This window comes from Marinobacter sp. SBS5 (assembly GCF_048285575.1).
Classification (GTDB): domain Bacteria; phylum Pseudomonadota; class Gammaproteobacteria; order Pseudomonadales; family Oleiphilaceae; genus Marinobacter.
Map to the genome: position 1 here is coordinate 197985 of NZ_JBLWAZ010000001.1, position 17398 is coordinate 215382.

Consider the following 17398-nt stretch of genomic DNA (forward strand, 5'->3'; position numbering starts at 1 on the left):
GAACGCCTTCCAAAACACGCTCCTTCGGCACATCCTTGTGGCGCTTGAGCTCCGCCATCCATGGCTGCGCACAGTTTTGGAAAGCGTTCCCCGACAAGGTACTGCTTCGGACCGGCCTCAAGCTTCGTACTATCTTGGAGTCTGTTTTTGACGATGACATCTGTTGCTAAAAGGGACTGGCAAGCACTCGCTGAAAGCCTGCGTGCTGCCGGTGAACGCCGCCTGGTGCTGGTGGAAGGCGAACCGGATTGGTGTCGCTCATGGGTGTCTGGTTGTCTAGAAACGCTGGATACTTCTCAAGCGCTTTGGGTTGGTCGTGCCGAAGATGCAGAGTTTTCGGGTGTAACCGGTATTGCGTCAACGCAGTACAAACGCTGGCTGGGTCGTGAAACCGGGGTGTTGGTTTGGGACGGTTGGCAGGGGAATCCGCCGGATGGGGTGGCGGCGTTGTCGGGGACGTTGCAGGCGGGTGGTTTGTTGTTTTGGTTGATGCCGCCGCTGGAAAGTTGGCCCACGTTTAACGATCCGGACTATTCGCGCACGGGGCTCGACCAAGCAAAAGAGCATCCTTTTTTAGCGCGCATGGCTGATGTTTTGGCTGGTGATTCGGATGTGATTCGAGTTCGGCCGGGTGATGACGGGGTGCCGGTTATGCCTGTGGCGGAGTCTGGCCGGTCAGATTTTGAGCCTGCTACTACGCCGGAGCAGGCTCAGTTGGTTTCGCAGTTGGTGCGGTTTGGTTTAGGGCGTCGTCGTCGGCCGTTGGTGGTGACGGCGGACCGGGGGCGGGGTAAGTCGGCGGCTTTGGGTATGGCGGCTGCAGAGTTGTTGCTTGCGGGGCGTCAGCGGGTGTTGGTGACGTCGCCGTCGGTGGACAATTTAACGAGTTTTTTCCGGCATGCGGCCGAGACGCTGGGTGAGCGACTGGCGGAGCGCCGTGATGATGAATTGGTGGTGGAAGGCGGGCCGTCGATTCGGTATCTGTCGGTACAGGATTTGTTAACGAACAAGCCCGAGGCCGAGGTGGTGATGGTGGATGAGGCTGCCGGTGTGCCTGCGCATTTGTTGCGGGAGGTTTTGCTGGGGTGGCCGAGGGTGGCGTTTGCCAGCACGGTGCACGGTTATGAAGGAACGGGCCGGGGGTTTGCTATTCGGTTTCGGCAGGTGTTGGATCGGGAAACGCCGCATTGGCAGTCGGCCAGTTTGCAGCAGCCGGTGCGTTGGGCGGAGGGCGACCCGTTAGAGCGTTTGGTCTCGGATTTGTTTTTGCTGTCGGCGGACAGTCCGAAAGCGATTCGCCCCACGGCACTGCAGGTGGTGGTTGAGCGCTGGCACCCTGCGAAGGCCAGTGAGCAGGCGCTGTCTGAAGCGTTTGGTTTGTTGGTGGATGCCCATTACCGGAGCACACCGGCAGATCTCCGGCAGTGGCTGGACGATCCGGGTGCCCAGAGTTGGCGTGCGATGGTTAACGGGGTGACGGTAGGTGTGCTTTGGGCCTCTGTGGAGGGCGGTTTGGCGCCGGAGTTGGCCGAGCAGGTTGCGCGGGGCAAGCGTAGGCCTCGTGGTCATCTGTTGGCGCAATCTTTGGCGACTCACGGCGGTTTTCCGGAGGCGGCGGTTCAACGCACGCTTAGGGTGGTTCGGGTGGCGGTTTCGGAAGAGTGTCGTCATTTGGGGATTGGTAAGCAGCTGGTGGCTAAGGCCAAGCAGGCCGGCAAGGAGCAAGGGCTGGACGGTTTCGGGACCAGTTTTGGCGGCGAGTCGGGGCTGCTGGCGTTCTGGCAAGCGTGTGGTTTGCGAGTGGTGCGTTTGGGGCTGCGGCAGGAAATCAGTACCGGGGAGTTTTCGGTGCAGATGTTGTGCGGCGTGTCCGAAGTTGGGGGGCGATTGGAGCAGAGTTTGCGCGATCGTTTTGCGCGGCATTGGCCCGTGTTAGTGCCTCTTCATTGGTCCGATCTTGCGCCTGAATTGCTGGCGGCGATCGGTATCGACTTGCCGGCCCAAGCCCGGCTGGATGCCGGTGATCGTCGTGATCTGGCTAATTTTTCAGAAGGATTTCGAGGTTTTGAGTTAACGCTTCCTGTGTTGCGGCAATTAGAGCGATGCCCCGGAGTCATGGCCTGGCTTCATGCCCAGCCGGACTTGGCTTTGTGGTGCCGGATGGTCACTCAGGGGTGGTCTTGGGACGCGATTCGCTATGCCGGTCTGTGTACTGGGCAGAAAGAAGGTGAAAAGCGGCTCCGGAACTTGGTTTGTGAACTTCTGAGAAATGGCCCCGAGTTGTGATCCGTTCGATTTAAATGGCATGGGTTGCCGCCCAAAATAGCAAGAACGTTAATCAGGGACTCGAAGCTATGGTCATGGACGTACGCATATTGAAGTACCTCTGGGGTTTTGTCGTGTTGTTGCTTGTCGGCTGTAGCGCGATCAATAGTAAGCCCGAATTGATCAAGAACGAGCATTCTAATGCGTTGATGAACGCGGTGGCGGCGAATGAAGACCGTGAGGTGCTTAACCTGCTGACACAAGGCGTTGACCCTGACCCGACAACGGCGGCGGGTGAATCCGCTTTGATGGTGGCGGCGGCAAACGGTAATCGGCGAATTGTCCGGCTTTTACTGGCGGCGGGCGCGGATGTGAATGGCGAGGACTCCGCCGGTTATACGCCCGTTATTCATGCCTCGGAAAGCGGTCACCTATCCGTTGTGCGCACGCTGTTGGCCGCGGGCGCTAATGTGAACGTGAGCCAGAATGGTGAGTCGTTGCTGATGAAGGTGGTGGGCAGTGGTGATTTGCTGACCGCCGAGATGTTGTTAGCAGCGGGTGCCGATGTGAATTATCGAGGCGATGACGGTCGTACTGCCTTGGATCTGGCCCGAGCCCAAAACAACCGTGATCTGGAAATGTTGTTGGTTCATGCGGGTGCCACGCGGTAACACCCGCTCAATTGGTTACTCCAGCCCCATGGGGTCGGTTTGATCGTCCCATTCGGGCTGGAAGTGCTGTTCGACAACATCGAGAGGCACATCCGCAACCGAAGCGAAGCTCCATTTTGGAGATTGGTCTTTGTCGACCATCAAGGCGCGAATGCCTTCGGCTAAGTCAGGTCTTCGGACGCACTCAAGCGCCATGGCCAGCTCCATTCGAAACACGTCTTTAAGAGACATTTGCTGTCCCTTCTGCAGTTGATGCCAGACTAACCAAGCTGTAACCGGAGATCCGTCGCGCAGGGATTGAATGCAGTTATGCCACCATGGGTCGTCACTTTCGCTGCCAAGCAGTTGTTCGATCACGGTCGGAAGTGCTGTGCCTGCGGTGAGTTTGGCAATGCGCTGTTCGTGTTGTTCCAAGTGGCCGGACGGTAGCGCTCGATAATCCACGGCTTCCACTTGGTTTAACAGCCGGAACAGCCGGTTATCATCGGCCGCGGGTTCTCCTCGCCAATATTCTTCTTGCAGCTTTTCCAGCAATAGGTCGAGGTGGTCAGGTTCAATGATCATGTCGGCCAAGCCTACGCGGAGTGCGTCAGCAGCGTTCAGGCGCGCGCCGGTCAGGCCCATGAACAAACCGAGTCGGCCGGGTAGGCGGTTGAGGAACCAGCTGGCGCCGACATCCGGAAACAGGCCAATGCTGATTTCCGGCATGGCCAAGGTGACATCCGGTGTCACCAAACGATAGCGGCAGCCGGACATCAGCCCCATACCACCGCCCATGACAATGCCTTGAACCAAGCCGATCACGGGTTTTGGAAAGCGGTGGAGGCTGTAATTCAGGCGGTATTCCTGAGTAAAAAAGCGTTGGGCTGCGTCGCTGCTGCCTTCGGAACGTATATCTTCGTAGAGGGCGCGAATGTTGCCGCCCGCGCAGAAGGCGCGGTCACCACTGCCGCGCAGGACCACCAGACAAATGCGGCTGTCTTCGGCCCAGCGGTCAAGAGCGCTCTGTGCCTGCACGACCATCTCTTCGGTTAGGGCGTTGAGGGTTTTCGGCGAATTCAGGGTCAGTAGGCCGATGTGGCCTTCCCGGCAGGCGAGTTCCTGGACCTCTACTGGCATGAGCACTGTCTCCGATAATCGGCAGGTGATTCAGCTGATGGTTTTTTGGTTTGTTATTACTTTGGCATCGTATATTCAGGAGTAAAAGGACATTATGATGGTTTCAATGTCCTTGATCTATCGCATTTGTAGCCTGTGATGGCTGTGCTATAACTAAGCTCCAGATTTGGATCGGCGCTCAGCCGACTATAAAACCTAAAAGATGAGAGGGTTATCCCTATGAACATGAAACATTTCGCAGTTGCTGGTTTGTTCGCACTGGGTGCCGTAGCTCCGGCTGCCTCTATGGCTGCAGGTGATGCCGCTGCAGGTAAAGCAAAAGCGGCTGTTTGCGCAGCATGTCACGGCCAGAATGGTGTCGCTCAGATACCTATGTACCCGAACCTGGCAGGCCAAAACGAGCAGTACCTTTTGAGTGCTCTGAAGGCTTATAAAGCTGGACAGCGTCAAGGTGGCCAGGCGCCCATTATGCAAGGTCAGGCAGCTGCCCTGAGCGATGCTGACATGGCTAACCTGGCCGCGTACTTCGCCAGCCTGCCAGCTGGCGGTAAGTAAGCTTCAGGCTTGCAGTGAAGTGCAGTGGTGCGGCTTAGGCCGCACCACTGACAATCCGATAACAGGGTTTGTACGCGGATGAGCCGGGCAGTTTCATTCGGTTTTGCTCGATAAACTGCGCCAACATTTCCTCCAGCGGCTTGATCATTGCCGGGTCCCCTGAAATTTCAAATGGGCCCTTCTCTTGAATTTTCCGAATTCCACTTTCCTTCACGTTACCTGCGACGATCCCACTGAATGCTTTGCGCAGGTTGGCGGCAATCATATGAGCTGGCTGGTCACGGTGAAGTTCCAGTGCCCGCATGTTGTCGTGGTCCGGCTCGAACGGTAGCTGGAACACCGGGTCTATTTTTAGCATCCAGTTGAAGTAGTACGCATCTTGCATGGCGCGGCGGAAGGTTTCTACGTCCTTCATGCCTTGGCTCATGGTCTGTGCCACGCGCACCGGATCATCAATAATAATCTCGTATTTACTCGCAGCCTCATCGCCCAATGCATCCCGGATAAAGCGGTCGATCATCTCGAAATACTCGGCGTTTTCCTGACGGCCTGTGAACACCACCGGGAAGGGCAGGTCTGCATTGTCGGGATGCAGCAGGATGCCTAGCAGATAGAGAATTTCCTCGGCCGTACCTACGCCCCCGGGGAAGACAATCACGCCATGGCCAGCGCGGACAAAGGCTTCCAGACGTTTTTCGATATCCGGCATGATCACCAATTCATTGACAATCGGGTTGGGGGCTTCCGCGCCAATAATCCCCGGTTCGGTGATGCCGATGTAGCGTCCGTTTTTGATGCGTTGTTTGGCGTGGCCAATGGTGGCACCTTTCATGGGCCCCTTCATGGCGCCCGGCCCACAACCAGTGCAGATGCTGAGGCCTCTCAGGCCCAGTTGGTGCCCGACTTCTTTGCTATATTGGTACTCGTTGTGACTGATGGAGTGCCCGCCCCAGCAGACCACAATGTCCGGTTGCCTGCCGGCTTGGAGCACACGGGCATTTCTCAGGATGTGGAAAACCAGGTTAGTCAGATCATCGGTGTTGTCTTTTCTAAAGCCCTCAACGAAGTTGGGAAGAGAGTGGCTGTAAACGATATCCCGCAGGACTGAAAATAAATGCTCCCGGTTGGCGCGCAGCATTTCACCATCCACGAAGGCGTGGGCTGGTGCGTTGACCAATTCCAGTTTCAAACCTCTGGGCTGAGGCACAAGATGCACGTCGAAATCGGCGTGGGTTTCCATTAACTCTTTGCAGTCGTCCGTTTCAACGCCGGTGTTCAGCACAGCCAAAGCGCATTGACGGAACAATCGATACAGACCTCCTTCGCTCTTGTCCTTGAGCCGATTGACCTCGTGACTGGATAAAATCTCGAGGCTGCCTTCGGGTGAAACCAGTGCATTCATGGTGGATTCTGTCATCGTTTAAAGAACTCCTGAGTGTTTCGGCAATGACTGATTTTGTTCACATCGGTCTTAAGGGTACACTAGGCCCTTTCCCGCAAATTCGCTACCCGACGTTTCTCCAACCAACGTCTCTATCCATTTGAAGTCCTTATCCTATGAAATTGTTGATTCGTCCTGCCTCTGAAGTCGCCATCAAGAGTAAACCCGTTCGTAAACAGCAAATGCGCCATTTGCGGCAGAACATTCGAAAAATCCTGTCACGGCTGGATTCCGATATTCGGGTGGATGGCAGTTTCGACAGAGTCGATGTGGATGTGCCGGAAGAGCGAGGCTTGGCCGGGCCGGTGATTGATGAGCTGGTGCGCATTCCTGGCATTTCCACCATTCAGGAAATCGGCGTATTCCCGTTCGTGGATATTCAGGATGTGGGTGATAAAGCCATTGCCGCTTTCGCAGATCGGCTTGAGGGTAAGAGCTTCGTCGTGCGGGCTCGGCGAATCGGTAATCACGATTTCCGTTCGATTGATTTGGAGCGCACGGTGGGCGGCATGCTGCTGCAGGCAACCAATGCTCGCGGTGTCGATCTGAAAAATCCCGAAGTGGAAGTGCGGATTGAGGTTAAAAACGATCAATTCCACATAGCCCATCGTCGTCACGAGGGCGCGGGTGGTTATCCGATCGGCGCCGTTGAAACCGTTATGACGCTGATTTCCGGTGGCTACGATTCTTCCGTTGCGGCGTACCTGATGATGCGCCGGGGCATGCGCAGCCATTTCTTGTTCTTCAATTTGGGCGGTGCCGCTCACGAGGTTGGGGTTCGCCAAGTGAGCCATTATCTGTGGGACCGATACGCGTCCTCGCACAATGTGAAGTTCATCTCCGTCCCGTTTGAAGGTGTGGTGGCAGAAATCATGCGCACGGTGAACCACCGTCATTGGGGCGTGGTACTCAAGCGCATGATGCTGAAAGCCGCGGCCGAGATTGGCCAGTACTACAACGTGGGCGGTTTGGTCATGGGCGACGCAGTGGCCCAGGTGTCGAGCCAGACCCTGACCAATCTGAACGTGGTCGACCGCGCCAGCGATGAAGTCGTACTGCGTCCGCTGATTGCTATGGACAAGCAAGATATCATTCAAATTGCCAAGGACATTGGCACCGAGCCGTTTGCCCGAACCATGCCGGAATATTGTGGTGTGATTTCAAGCAAGCCGGTTACCCGGGCCAAGCTGCACCGGGTTGAGGAAGAAGAAGAGAAAATGAATCCGGAGGTTCTGGCCAAGGCCATTGAGGACCGCACGGATGTGATGGTCAGCCAGTTGCTCGACAGCGTGGTGACCCCGGAAGAAGTAGAGCTGGTAGAAACCCCGGCAGTGGGCGATGTCATCATCGACATCCGCCATCCTTCCGAGGAAGAACGGGCACCCCTGACTTTGACCAGCAATGACGTGTTGAAGATTCCTTTCTATGAAATCAATCAAAAGCTGGCGGATCTTCCGGCGGATGGCCAATACCTGCTGTACTGCGACCGAGGCACCATGAGTCGCATGCACGCCGGCCATTTGAAGGCCGACGGGCACAGCAATGTGAAGGTCTACACGCCGGCGCGTTAGCCAGTGAGGCCTCGGACGAATTGCTGGACATTCTCGCTGAGGGTGTCCAGATCATACCCTCCTTCTTGAATGACCAGTGTCGGTAGACCCAGTTGGCGTATGTGGGTGCTGAGCCGGCAAAAACCTTCCGACGTGACGGCCACCTTCGCTTGAGGGTCGTCCTTGTAGATGTCAAAGCCCAGAGTCAGAATCAGCACGTCCGGTTGATACAGGCGGATCGCGGCAAGCGCATCGTGCAGTTTGGTAAAGAAATCCTCTTCGCTGGAACCGTGCGGCATGGGCAGGTTGATGTTGTAGCCTAGGCCATCCCCTTCACCCCGTTCATCTTCAAAGCCTGTCACCACTGGATAGAAGTTAGTGGGGTCACCGTGGATCGATATATAAAGCACGTCGCTCCGGTCGTAGAAGATTTCCTGAATGCCTTGGCCGTGGTGCATATCGGTATCCAGTATGACCGTGCGTGGAAAACGGCTTTTCAGGTGCTCTGCCGCAATCGCAGCATTATTCAGATAGCAGAACCCGCCAGCGGCATCTTTGCGAGCGTGGTGCCCTGGTGGTCGACAAACTGCATACGCGGTGCGCTCGCCCGCCATCAACGTATCGGCAGCACCCAATGCGGTTTGCGCCGACCAGTAAGCGGCCTTCCAAGTGTTCTCCCCGATCGGGCAGCTGCCGTCTGCAAGGTAGCGAGCCGCTTCCGCGAGAACGCCCCGCAGGGCATTGGGTGAGCGGACAAAGATGTTCGACATCACTTCGTCGCCCCAATCATCCATTTCCTGCCAGCGGCGGTGAGCAGACTCCAGGAATCGCAGATAGCCCAGGTCGTGTACGCGGGAAATCGGAGCCGTGCCCTGATCTGCCGGTTGAAGCACGGGTATGCCGAGTTCCTTCAAACCCTCCAGCATTTGCACGGTTCGATCCGGCACCTCCTGGGGCTGGCGCATTTGCCCCCGCGTAAAATACGTCTTCGGGATGTGTAGATCCTGCGACGGATGGAAGAATGCTTTCATGTCCGGCCTCCTTGGTTAGCTCCTTCGAGTATAGGCACGAACTTGGTTGCGTCAAAAACGCGCTGGAACTTTACAGGGTGGCTGTCAGCTACCACTATGAAGGGCATAAATGCACAAGCTGTTCTATCCCGCACTGGGGTGGTATCCGTGATCCAAAAGGAGCCGAGATGATTGAGTCACCATTGCTGCAGAATGTTAAGGGCTATATTGGCGGACGCTGGGTGGAGAATGACGGAGGCAACACCTTTGAGGTGTTCAATCCGGCGACTCGAGAGCGGATTGCCGAGGTGCCGTCCATGCCGGAAAGTGACATTCTGGCTGCGGTAGAGGCTGGAAAATCTGCGCTGAGGCTGGCGAACCCATGGCCGATCGAAACCCGCCGTAAGTGGCTGGAAGACATTCGGGATGCTCTGAAAGCCAATAAAGACGAGATTGGTCGTATTCTGTGTATGGAACATGGCAAACCGCTGCCCGAGGCTCAGGGTGAAGTGGAATACGCCGCGGGCTTTTTTGATTATTGCGCTAAGCACATCGAAGCGCTGGACGCCCACACCATTCCTGAAAAGCCGAAAGACTGCACTTGGACCGTTCATTATCGGCCGGTGGGTGTGGTTGGCTTGATTGTTCCTTGGAACTTCCCGATTGGCATGATCGCGAAAAAGCTCTCGGCAGCGCTGGCCGCAGGCTGCCCGTCTGTGATCAAACCCGCCAGTGAAACCCCACTGACCATGGTGGCGCTGTTTACGCTGATGGATAAGCTCGACCTACCCGAGGGCATGGTTAACTTGGTCATGGGTAAAGCTAGCGTGATCGGCAAGGTGTTGTGTGAGCACCAGGACGTGCCGATGATCAGCTTTACTGGCTCCACCGAGGTTGGCCGGAAGCTGGTTCTGGATACGGCCGAGCAGGTGAAAAAACTGGCCCTGGAATTGGGCGGTAACGCGCCGTTTATTATCTTCGACGATGCCGATCTGGATGCTGCGGCGGATAACCTGATCGCCAATAAGTTCCGGGGCGGCGGCCAAACCTGTGTGTGCGCCAACCGGGTGTTTATCCACGAGGACGTGGCCGAAGCCTTTGGCGAAAAACTGGCGGAGCGAATCGGCCGCATGACCGTCGGTGACGGCATGAAAGATGGCGTCGACATTGGCCCGCTGGTGAATCAGGCCGGCTTCGACAAAGTAAAGCGTCATCTTGAAGATGCCTTGAACAAAGGTGCGACTCTGGTCGCAGGTAAACAGCCCGGGGAACTGGGCGATGGCCTGTTCTTCCCGCCAACGGCGGTGATGGGCGTTACCCGAGACATGTGTTGCTACCGGGAAGAAACCTTCGGCCCATTGGTGCCCATGGCGTTGTTCCGCACGGAAGAGGAAGTGGTTGAAGCGGGCAACGACACCGAATTTGGTTTGGCTTCTTATGTGTTCACAGCAAATGCCGAACGGGCCCAACGTGTGGCGGCGGGGCTCCGTTTTGGCCATGTAGGCTGGAACACCGGCACCGGCCCCACACCGGAAGCACCGTTTGGGGGCATGAAGGCTTCCGGCATTGGTCGTGAAGGCGGCTTGGAAGGTTTGTTTGAGTTTGTTGAAGCGCAGACGGTTCCCAGAGGTTTTTAAGACGGCCGTATCCTAACGTTAAACAGCGCACGGGCGGGTCAAGCTTTTCAGGACTATTGAGGGCCAGGGACGGCCCGAAATAAGCCCCATGGATGGCTCGTAGCGTGTCCTGAAAAGCTTGACCCGCCCGTGGGCGTCCGCACCTGAGTCTGAGCCGGACCCTAAGGCTCCACAGAAATCCCCGTTATCTCCTGTTATACTTTCAAACCTGTTTATTTAACCAGTAGAAAAGCTAGGTGCTATGGACGTTTCCCACATCATTGACCCCCTGAACGATGCCCAACGCGAGGCTGTTACAGCTCAGAACGACCACCTGTTGGTGCTGGCCGGTGCAGGCAGTGGCAAAACTCGGGTGCTGGTTCACCGGATGGCGTGGTTGATGACCGTAGACCGAGTGCCGCCTACGGGCATTCTGGCGGTGACCTTTACCAACAAAGCCGCCAAGGAAATGCGCTCCCGCATTGAGCAGATGATGAACATCCCCGCTCGCGGCCTGTGGTTCGGCACCTTCCACGGTATTGCTCACCGTTTGTTGCGCTCCCACTGGAAAGATGCCGGCCTGCCGGAAAACTTCCAGGTGCTGGACAGCGACGATCAGTTGCGCCTGATCAAGCGGGTGATGCGCGAATTCCAGATTGATGAAAGCCAATGGCCGCCCAAGCAGGCCCAGTGGTTCATCAACAGCCAGAAAGACGAAGGTCTGCGGGCTGATCACATTCAGGAAAACCCCGGCGACCACTTCACCAATACCATGCTGAAGATTTACCGCCAGTACGAAAAACTGTGCCAGCAGGGTGGCTTGGTGGATTTTGGTGAATTGCTGCTGCGCTCCCACGAGCTTTGGTTGCACCGGCCCGAGTTGCTGGCCCATTACCAAGATCGTTTCCAGCATATTCTGGTGGACGAATTTCAGGACACCAACACCATCCAATACGCCTGGCTGCAGGTGCTGGCCAGCAACCGTGTACCACTGACGGTGGTGGGTGATGATGATCAGTCTATTTATGGCTGGCGTGGTGCCAAGATTGAGAACATTCAGCAGTACCAGCGGGATTTTCCCAATGCTCGTATGGTGCGGCTGGAGCAGAATTACCGTTCCACCCAGATGATCCTGAAGGCCGCAAACGCCGTTATTGCGAATAACCAAGGCCGCCTAGGCAAAGAGCTGTGGACCGATGGTCCCGACGGCGACCCCATCAGTTTGTATGCGGCGTTTAACGAGCAGGATGAGGCCAATTACATCGCAGACTCCATCACCGATTGGGTGAATCAGGGTAATTTACGCAGTGAAGCGGCCATTCTGTACCGCTCTAATGCCCAGTCGCGGGTGTTGGAAGAATCTTTGATGCGCCAAGGCATTCCTTACCGGGTGTATGGCGGTTTGCGTTTCTATGATCGTCAGGAAATCCGAAACGCATTGGCGTACCTGCGCTTGGTTCAGTACCACCGGGACGATGCGGCGTTTGAGCGGGTGGTGAACATTCCCACCCGCGGCATTGGTGCTAAGAGCCTCGCAGAAATCCGAGCCTACGCCACAGAGCAGGGTATTTCGTTGTGGGAATCCTCGGAGCGCATGCTGGCGGCGGGGCAGGTAAAAGGTCGCGCTCGAACCGGGTTGCAGTCGTTCCTGGATATCATTAATGGCTTGTCTGAAATGATGGGCGAGGCCTCTCTTCAGGGGTTGATGAAGCAGGCGATTGAGGCCAGTGGCTTGAAGGATTATCACGCCAGTGAGAAAGGCGAGAAGGGCCAGGCCCGGGTAGAAAACCTGGAGGAGCTGGTTAACGCCTTGTCGGATTATGAAGTGGAAGACGGGGTAGATCCGCTTGCGGAGTTTCTTGCGCAGGCGGCGTTGGATGCCGGTGAGTCTCAAGCGGCGGACCATGAAGACAGCGTGCAGCTAATGACCTTGCACTCGGCCAAGGGGCTGGAATTCCCGATGGTGTTCTTGGCAGGTGTCGAGGAAGGTTTGTTCCCCCATAGTATGTCTCTGGAAGAACCGGGGCGTATGGAGGAAGAGCGCCGGTTGGCCTATGTCGGTATTACACGGGCCATGAAGAAGCTGGTACTTACTTACGCGGAATCTCGCCGTTTGTACGGGCAGGAGAAGTTCCATGCGCTGTCACGGTTCGTTCGTGAGATTCCGGCGGATTGCCTGCAGGAGGTTCGGTTGCGGAATACGGTGACGCGTCCGGCGATGGTGGGGCGGCCGAATGAGAGCATGTTTGCGCAGGATTCTGCTGCGCAGTCTGGCTTTAGTTTGGGGCAGCGGGTGCGTCATCCGAAGTTCGGCGAGGGTATTGTGATGAACTCTGAGGGCACTGGGCACCATACGCGGGTTCAGGTGAACTTCGATGAGGGCGCTAAGTGGCTTGTGTTGGCTTATGCGCCTTTGGAGGCTTGTTAGCGGTTTGGGTTAGTTGGGTGGTATGTGCGGGGTTGGGGGTGTCCTCCCAAAAACCGCTCCTTCGGCACGTCCATGTGACGCTTCTGCTCCGCCATCCATGGCTCCGCACATTTTTGGAAGGACACCCCCAACCCCGCACGCCACACTGTGTGCAAGCCTTTTGAAAAGAGCTTTGTGGGGTTATCGATCAAAGGGAAATGATAGATTGGGGCTTAGCATTGAGCTCCAACGTTGGGCTGTAGCGTTTCAAAATCCCCTGAAATCCATTCTAAAGTGTGGAGCAGGTGTCGGGGGCGGCTTTCCAAAAATTTGTGGAGCCATGGATGGCGGAACACAAGCGACCACGGACGGCTCGAGCGCTTTTTGGAAAGCCGTCCCCGATACCTGCCACCCCCAAAACCAGAAGCCCCGAAGATCAGAGCTCCCACGCCAAAACCATCACATCAAAACAGCGTAAATAACCCCAGCCAAGGCAATCCGGTAGATCACGTAAGGCCACATGCCCACGTTGTTAAGCCATTTCAGGAAGAAGTGGATCGCAGTAATGGCCATCAGGAACGATGTGACCCCGCCAATCAGAAATCCACTCCAATCGACGACCACATCAGAAGTCGCCACTTCGAGTAATTTCACTGCAGATGCCAGCACGATGATGGGAATAGCCAGCAGGAACGAGAAGCGAGAGGCGGTTTCTCGGCTCATGCCCAGGAACAGGCCGGCGGTGATGGTGACGCCGGAACGGGAGGTGCCGGGTACCAAGGCCATGGCTTGGGCGATGCCGACCAGAACCGCATCTTTCCAGTTCAGAGACTCCAGCGTGCGCTGACGTTTGGGAATCCAGTCAGCGATGCCCAGCAGCAGGCCGAAGATCAGGGTGGTGAAGAAGATGACTTCCACCGCTCTCAGTTCGTTGTCGATCATGTCCAGCAACGCCAATCCGGCCAAGCCGGCGGGGATGGTGCCGATGACCAGATACCAGGCGAGGGCGCCTTGGCCGACGATTTGGCGTTGGGCCATGGAGAGCAAGCCATCTCTGGCGATGCCGAAGACGTCGCGGCGGAAGTATAAAACCACCGCCAACAGAGTGCCGATGTGAACCGATAGATCAAAGCCTACGCCCTGATCGTCCCAGTCAAAAAACGCGGGGGTGAGGATCAAGTGGGCAGAGCTGGAGATGGGTAGAAATTCAGTCAGTCCCTGGAGAAGGCCAAGGAAAAGGGCCTGAAAAAAATCCATGGTATCGGTTCCGTTCGGGTCAGCGGTTGCTGTTCAGGGTGATATCGATGGGCGGGATATTAGCAGGGTGGTCGTTAGCTGAACAGGTGTAGTCTCCGGGTGCTGTTTCTACTAGCACCCGGAGTGATCATGGTGATTACGTTGGGAACTTGTCCCGAGTGTTATTGGCGATTTTAACCAGTGCCAGCATTAAGGGCACTTCCACCAGCACGCCCACTACGGTTGCCAATGCTGCACCGGATTGCAGGCCGAACAGGGCAATGGCGGCTGCCACGGCCAGTTCGAAGAAGTTGCTGGCACCAATCATCGCGCCCGGCGCGGCGATGCAGTGGCGCACGTTCCATAGGCGGGCCCAGCCATAGGCGAGAAAGAAGATGAAGACGGTTTGGATGATCAGCGGCACGGCAATCAGAGCAATGTGCAGCGGGTTTTTCAAGATCACTTCGCCTTGAAAGGCAAATAGGAGCACCAGCGTCACGATCAGTGCCGCCGGTGTCACCGGGCTGAGGCGCTTCATAAACACGTCGTCGTACCACGGCTGACCGCGGCGGGCGATCAACGTGCGGCGGGTCAGGTAGCCGGCGGTCAGCGGGATGACGATGTACAGCACGACCGAAAGAATCACCGTATCCCAAGGCACCTGAATGTCGGAGATGCCCAGAAGAAACACCACGATGGGCGCGAAGGCAAAGAGCATGATGATGTCGTTCAGGGAGACTTGCACCAGCGTGTAGGCAGCATCGCCTTTGGTGAGGTAACTCCAGACAAACACCATGGCGGTACAAGGGGCGGCACCCAGCAGAATGGCACCCGCGAGGTATTCACTGGCGAGATCAGACGCAATAAAAGGCTTGAACACCACCATCAGGAAGAACCACGCAATGGCGAACATGGTGAAGGGTTTAATCAGCCAGTTTACGACAGTAGTAATCGCCAGCCCCTTCGGTTCTTTTCTGACGCCGACTACCGCATTGAAATCGATCTGCGCCATCATCGGGAAAATCATTGCCCAGATCAGAATGGCGATGGGGATGGAAACCTGCGCGTACTCAAAGCGGGCTAGGGTTGCCGGTACGGACGGGGCCAGTTGCCCCAAAGCCACGCCGGCGATGATGGCCAAAGCAACCCAGACTGATAGATAGCGGCCGAATAGGTCCATGCCCTCGGCACCAGACTCCTTCGCTGTAGCTTCGGTATCGATGCTCATGCCTTTTCCTCAGATAGACCGCTGGTTAACACGTTTGGACAGTTCTTCCGCACTTTCCTTGCGTTCGGAGTAGCGGTCAGTGAGGTAGTCACTGCGGTCGCGGACCAGCAGAGTGAACTTTACCAATTCTTCCATCACATCCACGATGCGATCGTAGTAAGGCGATGGCTTCATGCGGTCGTTGTCATCGAACTCCATGAAGGCTTTGGCCACCGAAGACTGGTTCGGGATGGTCACCATGCGCATCCAGCGGCCCAATACTCGTAACTGATTGACCACGTTGAAGGATTGGGAGCCTCCGCACACCTGCATCACGGCAAGGGTTTTGCCCTGAGTGGGGCGAACCGCGCCCATGGACAGCGGGATCCAGTCGATTTGGGTTTTCATGATGCCGGTCATGGCGCCATGGCGTTCTGGTGAACACCACACCATGCCTTCAGACCATTCCGCCAGTTCTCTCAGCTCCTGTACCTTCGGGTGCGACGCATCTTCGGCGTCGGCCAGTGGCAGGCCGTGAGGGTTGAATATGCGGGTTTCTGCACCCATCGCCTCCAATAGCCGGGCGGCTTCTTCTACAACCAGACGACTGAAAGAGCGTTCACGCAGTGAGCCGTACAGTAGAAGAATGCGTGGTGCGTGCTCTGAAGGCGCGTTCGCGAACAGCTGTTCTTTGGTGGGTGTTTGGAACAGATCGCGGTCGATGTTGGGTAGATTGGTGGGTGTCATAAGGCAGCTAGAAAACCCCGAAAGTTGGATAAGAGAAAGCGCGGTTTGGTGTCTTTACTTTGTCACTTTGCACACCTAATATCGCTTAAAGCATATATATGGATAATCGAATGTTCAATAGCGTGGAACGTTTCCCCGATGGATACAAAAAGCACTGTGCCTTTACCTGAAGCCGACGAACAAACGGCCGAGTTCAGCCCTGTCAGCCTGTTCCGAGCTTTAAGTGATGAGCTGAGGCTGACCACCCTGTTACTGATTCGGCGAGAGAAAGAGCTATGCGTCTGTGAACTGACGGAAGCGTTTGAGGTGTCCCAGCCGAAAGTCAGTCGGCATCTGGCGATATTGCGGGATTCCGGGTTGGTGGCAACAGAGCGACGGGGGCAGTGGGTCTATTATTCTATTAACCCTAGTTTGCCCATGTGGGTCCTACGAGTTCTCGATGAAACAGTGGCGCACAATGAGGCGTTGATTCACTTACCGCTGACAAAGCTTAGCGCATTGGCTGAGCGCCCAGCGTCTAGGTGCCTCTGAAGACTGATCAAGTGGCCATTCATAAAAGGAGATAGCCATGAGCAAGATCAAAGTAGGTATTAACGGGTTCGGCCGGATTGGCCGGCTAGCATTGAGGGCGGCTTGGGAGTGGCCGGAACTAGAGTTTGTGGCGATCAATGATCCGGGCGCAGACGCCGGGACGTTGGCGCACCTGTTGAATTTCGACAGTGTTCACGGGCGCTGGAGCCATGAAGCCGAAGTGAGCGGTAACGAGTTGGTGATCGACGGCCAGCGCATTGCCGTTACCCATAACCGGGCCATCGGCGACACAGACTGGACTGGCTGCGATCTCGTGATCGAGGCCAGCGGCGTGAACAAAACGGTCGCGGTATTGCAGGCTTATCTGGATCAGGGCGTAAAGCGTGTGGTGGTGACGGCTCCGGTGAAGGAAGCGGGCGCCAAGAACATCGTGGTGGGCGTGAACGAGCACATTTTTGATCCAGCCAACGACCGCATCGTGACCGCGGCTTCGTGCACCACCAACTGCTTGGCACCGGTGGTGAAAGTGATTCACGAGAAGCTTGGTATCAAGCACGGCTCAATCACCACAATCCACAGTTTGACCAATACCCAGACCATTATCGACGCGCCCCATAAAGATCTGCGCCGGGCCCGGGCTTGTGGCAGCTCACTGATTCCGACCAGTACCGGCTCGGCTACGGCGATTATCGAGATTTTCCCGGAACTGAAGGGGCGGTTGGATGGCCACGCGGTGCGTGTTCCGCTCACCAATGCCTCGCTGACCGACTGTGTGTTTGAGGTGGAAACTCCCACCGACCGCGATACCGTCAATCGGTTGTTGAAAGAAGCCGCCGAAGGGGAATTGAAGGACATTTTGGGTTACGAAGAACGCCCGCTGGTGTCCATCGATTACAAGACTGATCCACGGTCGTCCATCGTCGATGCCTTGTCCACGCTGGTGATTAATGGCACCCAGGTGAAAATTTACGCCTGGTACGACAACGAATGGGGTTATGCCAACCGCACGGCGGAACTGGCGCGCAAGGTGGGTCTGGCCTGAT

General features: G+C 56.3%; 14 protein-coding genes. 8 read left to right on the plus strand and 6 right to left on the minus strand.

What is annotated here, in order from left to right; genetic code table 11:
• Nucleotides 1–153 precede the first annotated feature (153 nt).
• Nucleotides 154–2286, plus strand: a complete 2133-nt coding sequence (locus ACNQ6O_RS00920) for a tRNA(Met) cytidine acetyltransferase TmcA (RefSeq protein WP_418052250.1) — start codon at nucleotides 154–156, stop codon at nucleotides 2284–2286.
• 74 nt (nucleotides 2287–2360) lie between these two features.
• Nucleotides 2361–2936: an ankyrin repeat domain-containing protein gene (locus ACNQ6O_RS00925; protein WP_418051377.1), complete on the plus strand. Its 576-nt coding sequence runs from the start codon at nucleotides 2361–2363 to the stop codon at nucleotides 2934–2936.
• Nucleotides 2937–2951: 15 nt separating this feature from the next.
• On the opposite strand, the gene ACNQ6O_RS00930 is transcribed toward ACNQ6O_RS00925, so the two are convergent.
• The gene (locus tag ACNQ6O_RS00930; protein ID WP_418051378.1) at nucleotides 2952–4055 is read right to left on the minus strand and encodes an enoyl-CoA hydratase/isomerase family protein; all 1104 of its coding nucleotides are present in this window, start codon (nucleotides 4053–4055) and stop codon (nucleotides 2952–2954) included.
• 219 nt (nucleotides 4056–4274) lie between these two features.
• On the opposite strand from ACNQ6O_RS00930, the gene ACNQ6O_RS00935 reads away from it, so the two are divergent.
• Complete coding sequence (locus tag ACNQ6O_RS00935) at nucleotides 4275–4610, plus strand: c-type cytochrome (protein ID WP_418051379.1); 336 nt, start codon at nucleotides 4275–4277, stop codon at nucleotides 4608–4610.
• A 34-nt stretch (nucleotides 4611–4644) separates the two neighbouring features.
• Here the strand turns inward: ACNQ6O_RS00935 and ppnN are convergent, their stop codons facing one another.
• Nucleotides 4645–6027, minus strand: a complete 1383-nt coding sequence (gene ppnN / locus ACNQ6O_RS00940) for a nucleotide 5'-monophosphate nucleosidase PpnN (RefSeq protein WP_418051380.1) — start codon at nucleotides 6025–6027, stop codon at nucleotides 4645–4647.
• 140 nt (nucleotides 6028–6167) lie between these two features.
• Here ppnN and thiI point away from each other — a divergent pair, with 140 nt between their 5' ends.
• On the plus strand, nucleotides 6168–7622 hold the full coding sequence (thiI, locus tag ACNQ6O_RS00945; protein WP_418051381.1) for a tRNA uracil 4-sulfurtransferase ThiI: 1455 nt from the start codon (nucleotides 6168–6170) through the stop codon (nucleotides 7620–7622).
• On the opposite strand, the gene ACNQ6O_RS00950 is transcribed toward thiI, so the two are convergent.
• Nucleotides 7619–8632 carry a histone deacetylase family protein gene (locus ACNQ6O_RS00950; protein WP_418051382.1) on the minus strand — a complete coding sequence of 338 codons (1014 nt, stop codon included), beginning with the start codon at nucleotides 8630–8632 and terminating at the stop codon, nucleotides 7619–7621. The genes thiI and ACNQ6O_RS00950 overlap by 4 nt on opposite strands.
• A gap of 167 nt (nucleotides 8633–8799) precedes the next feature.
• On the opposite strand from ACNQ6O_RS00950, the gene ACNQ6O_RS00955 reads away from it, so the two are divergent.
• Complete coding sequence (locus ACNQ6O_RS00955; RefSeq protein WP_418051383.1) at nucleotides 8800–10248, plus strand: NAD-dependent succinate-semialdehyde dehydrogenase; 1449 nt, start codon at nucleotides 8800–8802, stop codon at nucleotides 10246–10248.
• Nucleotides 10249–10489: 241 nt separating this feature from the next.
• Nucleotides 10490–12655 (plus strand): DNA helicase II, encoded by a 2166-nt coding sequence (gene uvrD / locus ACNQ6O_RS00960; RefSeq protein ID WP_418051384.1) that lies wholly within the window; start codon nucleotides 10490–10492, stop codon nucleotides 12653–12655.
• 438 nt (nucleotides 12656–13093) lie between these two features.
• Here the strand turns inward: uvrD and ACNQ6O_RS00965 are convergent, their stop codons facing one another.
• From ACNQ6O_RS00965 to arsH, 3 genes are all read right to left on the minus strand, one after another.
• Nucleotides 13094–13891 carry an undecaprenyl-diphosphate phosphatase gene (locus tag ACNQ6O_RS00965; protein ID WP_418051385.1) on the minus strand — a complete coding sequence of 266 codons (798 nt, stop codon included), beginning with the start codon at nucleotides 13889–13891 and terminating at the stop codon, nucleotides 13094–13096.
• Nucleotides 13892–14027: 136 nt separating this feature from the next.
• Nucleotides 14028–15098 carry an ACR3 family arsenite efflux transporter gene (gene arsB, locus ACNQ6O_RS00970; protein WP_418051386.1) on the minus strand — a complete coding sequence of 357 codons (1071 nt, stop codon included), beginning with the start codon at nucleotides 15096–15098 and terminating at the stop codon, nucleotides 14028–14030.
• 9 nt (nucleotides 15099–15107) lie between these two features.
• Nucleotides 15108–15824, minus strand: coding sequence for an arsenical resistance protein ArsH (gene arsH, locus ACNQ6O_RS00975; protein ID WP_418051387.1), 717 nt, complete (start codon nucleotides 15822–15824; stop codon nucleotides 15108–15110).
• A gap of 138 nt (nucleotides 15825–15962) precedes the next feature.
• On the opposite strand from arsH, the gene ACNQ6O_RS00980 reads away from it, so the two are divergent.
• Together ACNQ6O_RS00980 and ACNQ6O_RS00985 are read left to right on the plus strand one after the other, a co-directional pair.
• Complete coding sequence (locus tag ACNQ6O_RS00980) at nucleotides 15963–16355, plus strand: ArsR/SmtB family transcription factor (RefSeq protein WP_418051388.1); 393 nt, start codon at nucleotides 15963–15965, stop codon at nucleotides 16353–16355.
• Nucleotides 16356–16392: 37 nt separating this feature from the next.
• Nucleotides 16393–17397: an ArsJ-associated glyceraldehyde-3-phosphate dehydrogenase gene (locus ACNQ6O_RS00985; protein WP_418051389.1), complete on the plus strand. Its 1005-nt coding sequence runs from the start codon at nucleotides 16393–16395 to the stop codon at nucleotides 17395–17397.
• Nucleotide 17398: the final 1 nt, after the last annotated feature.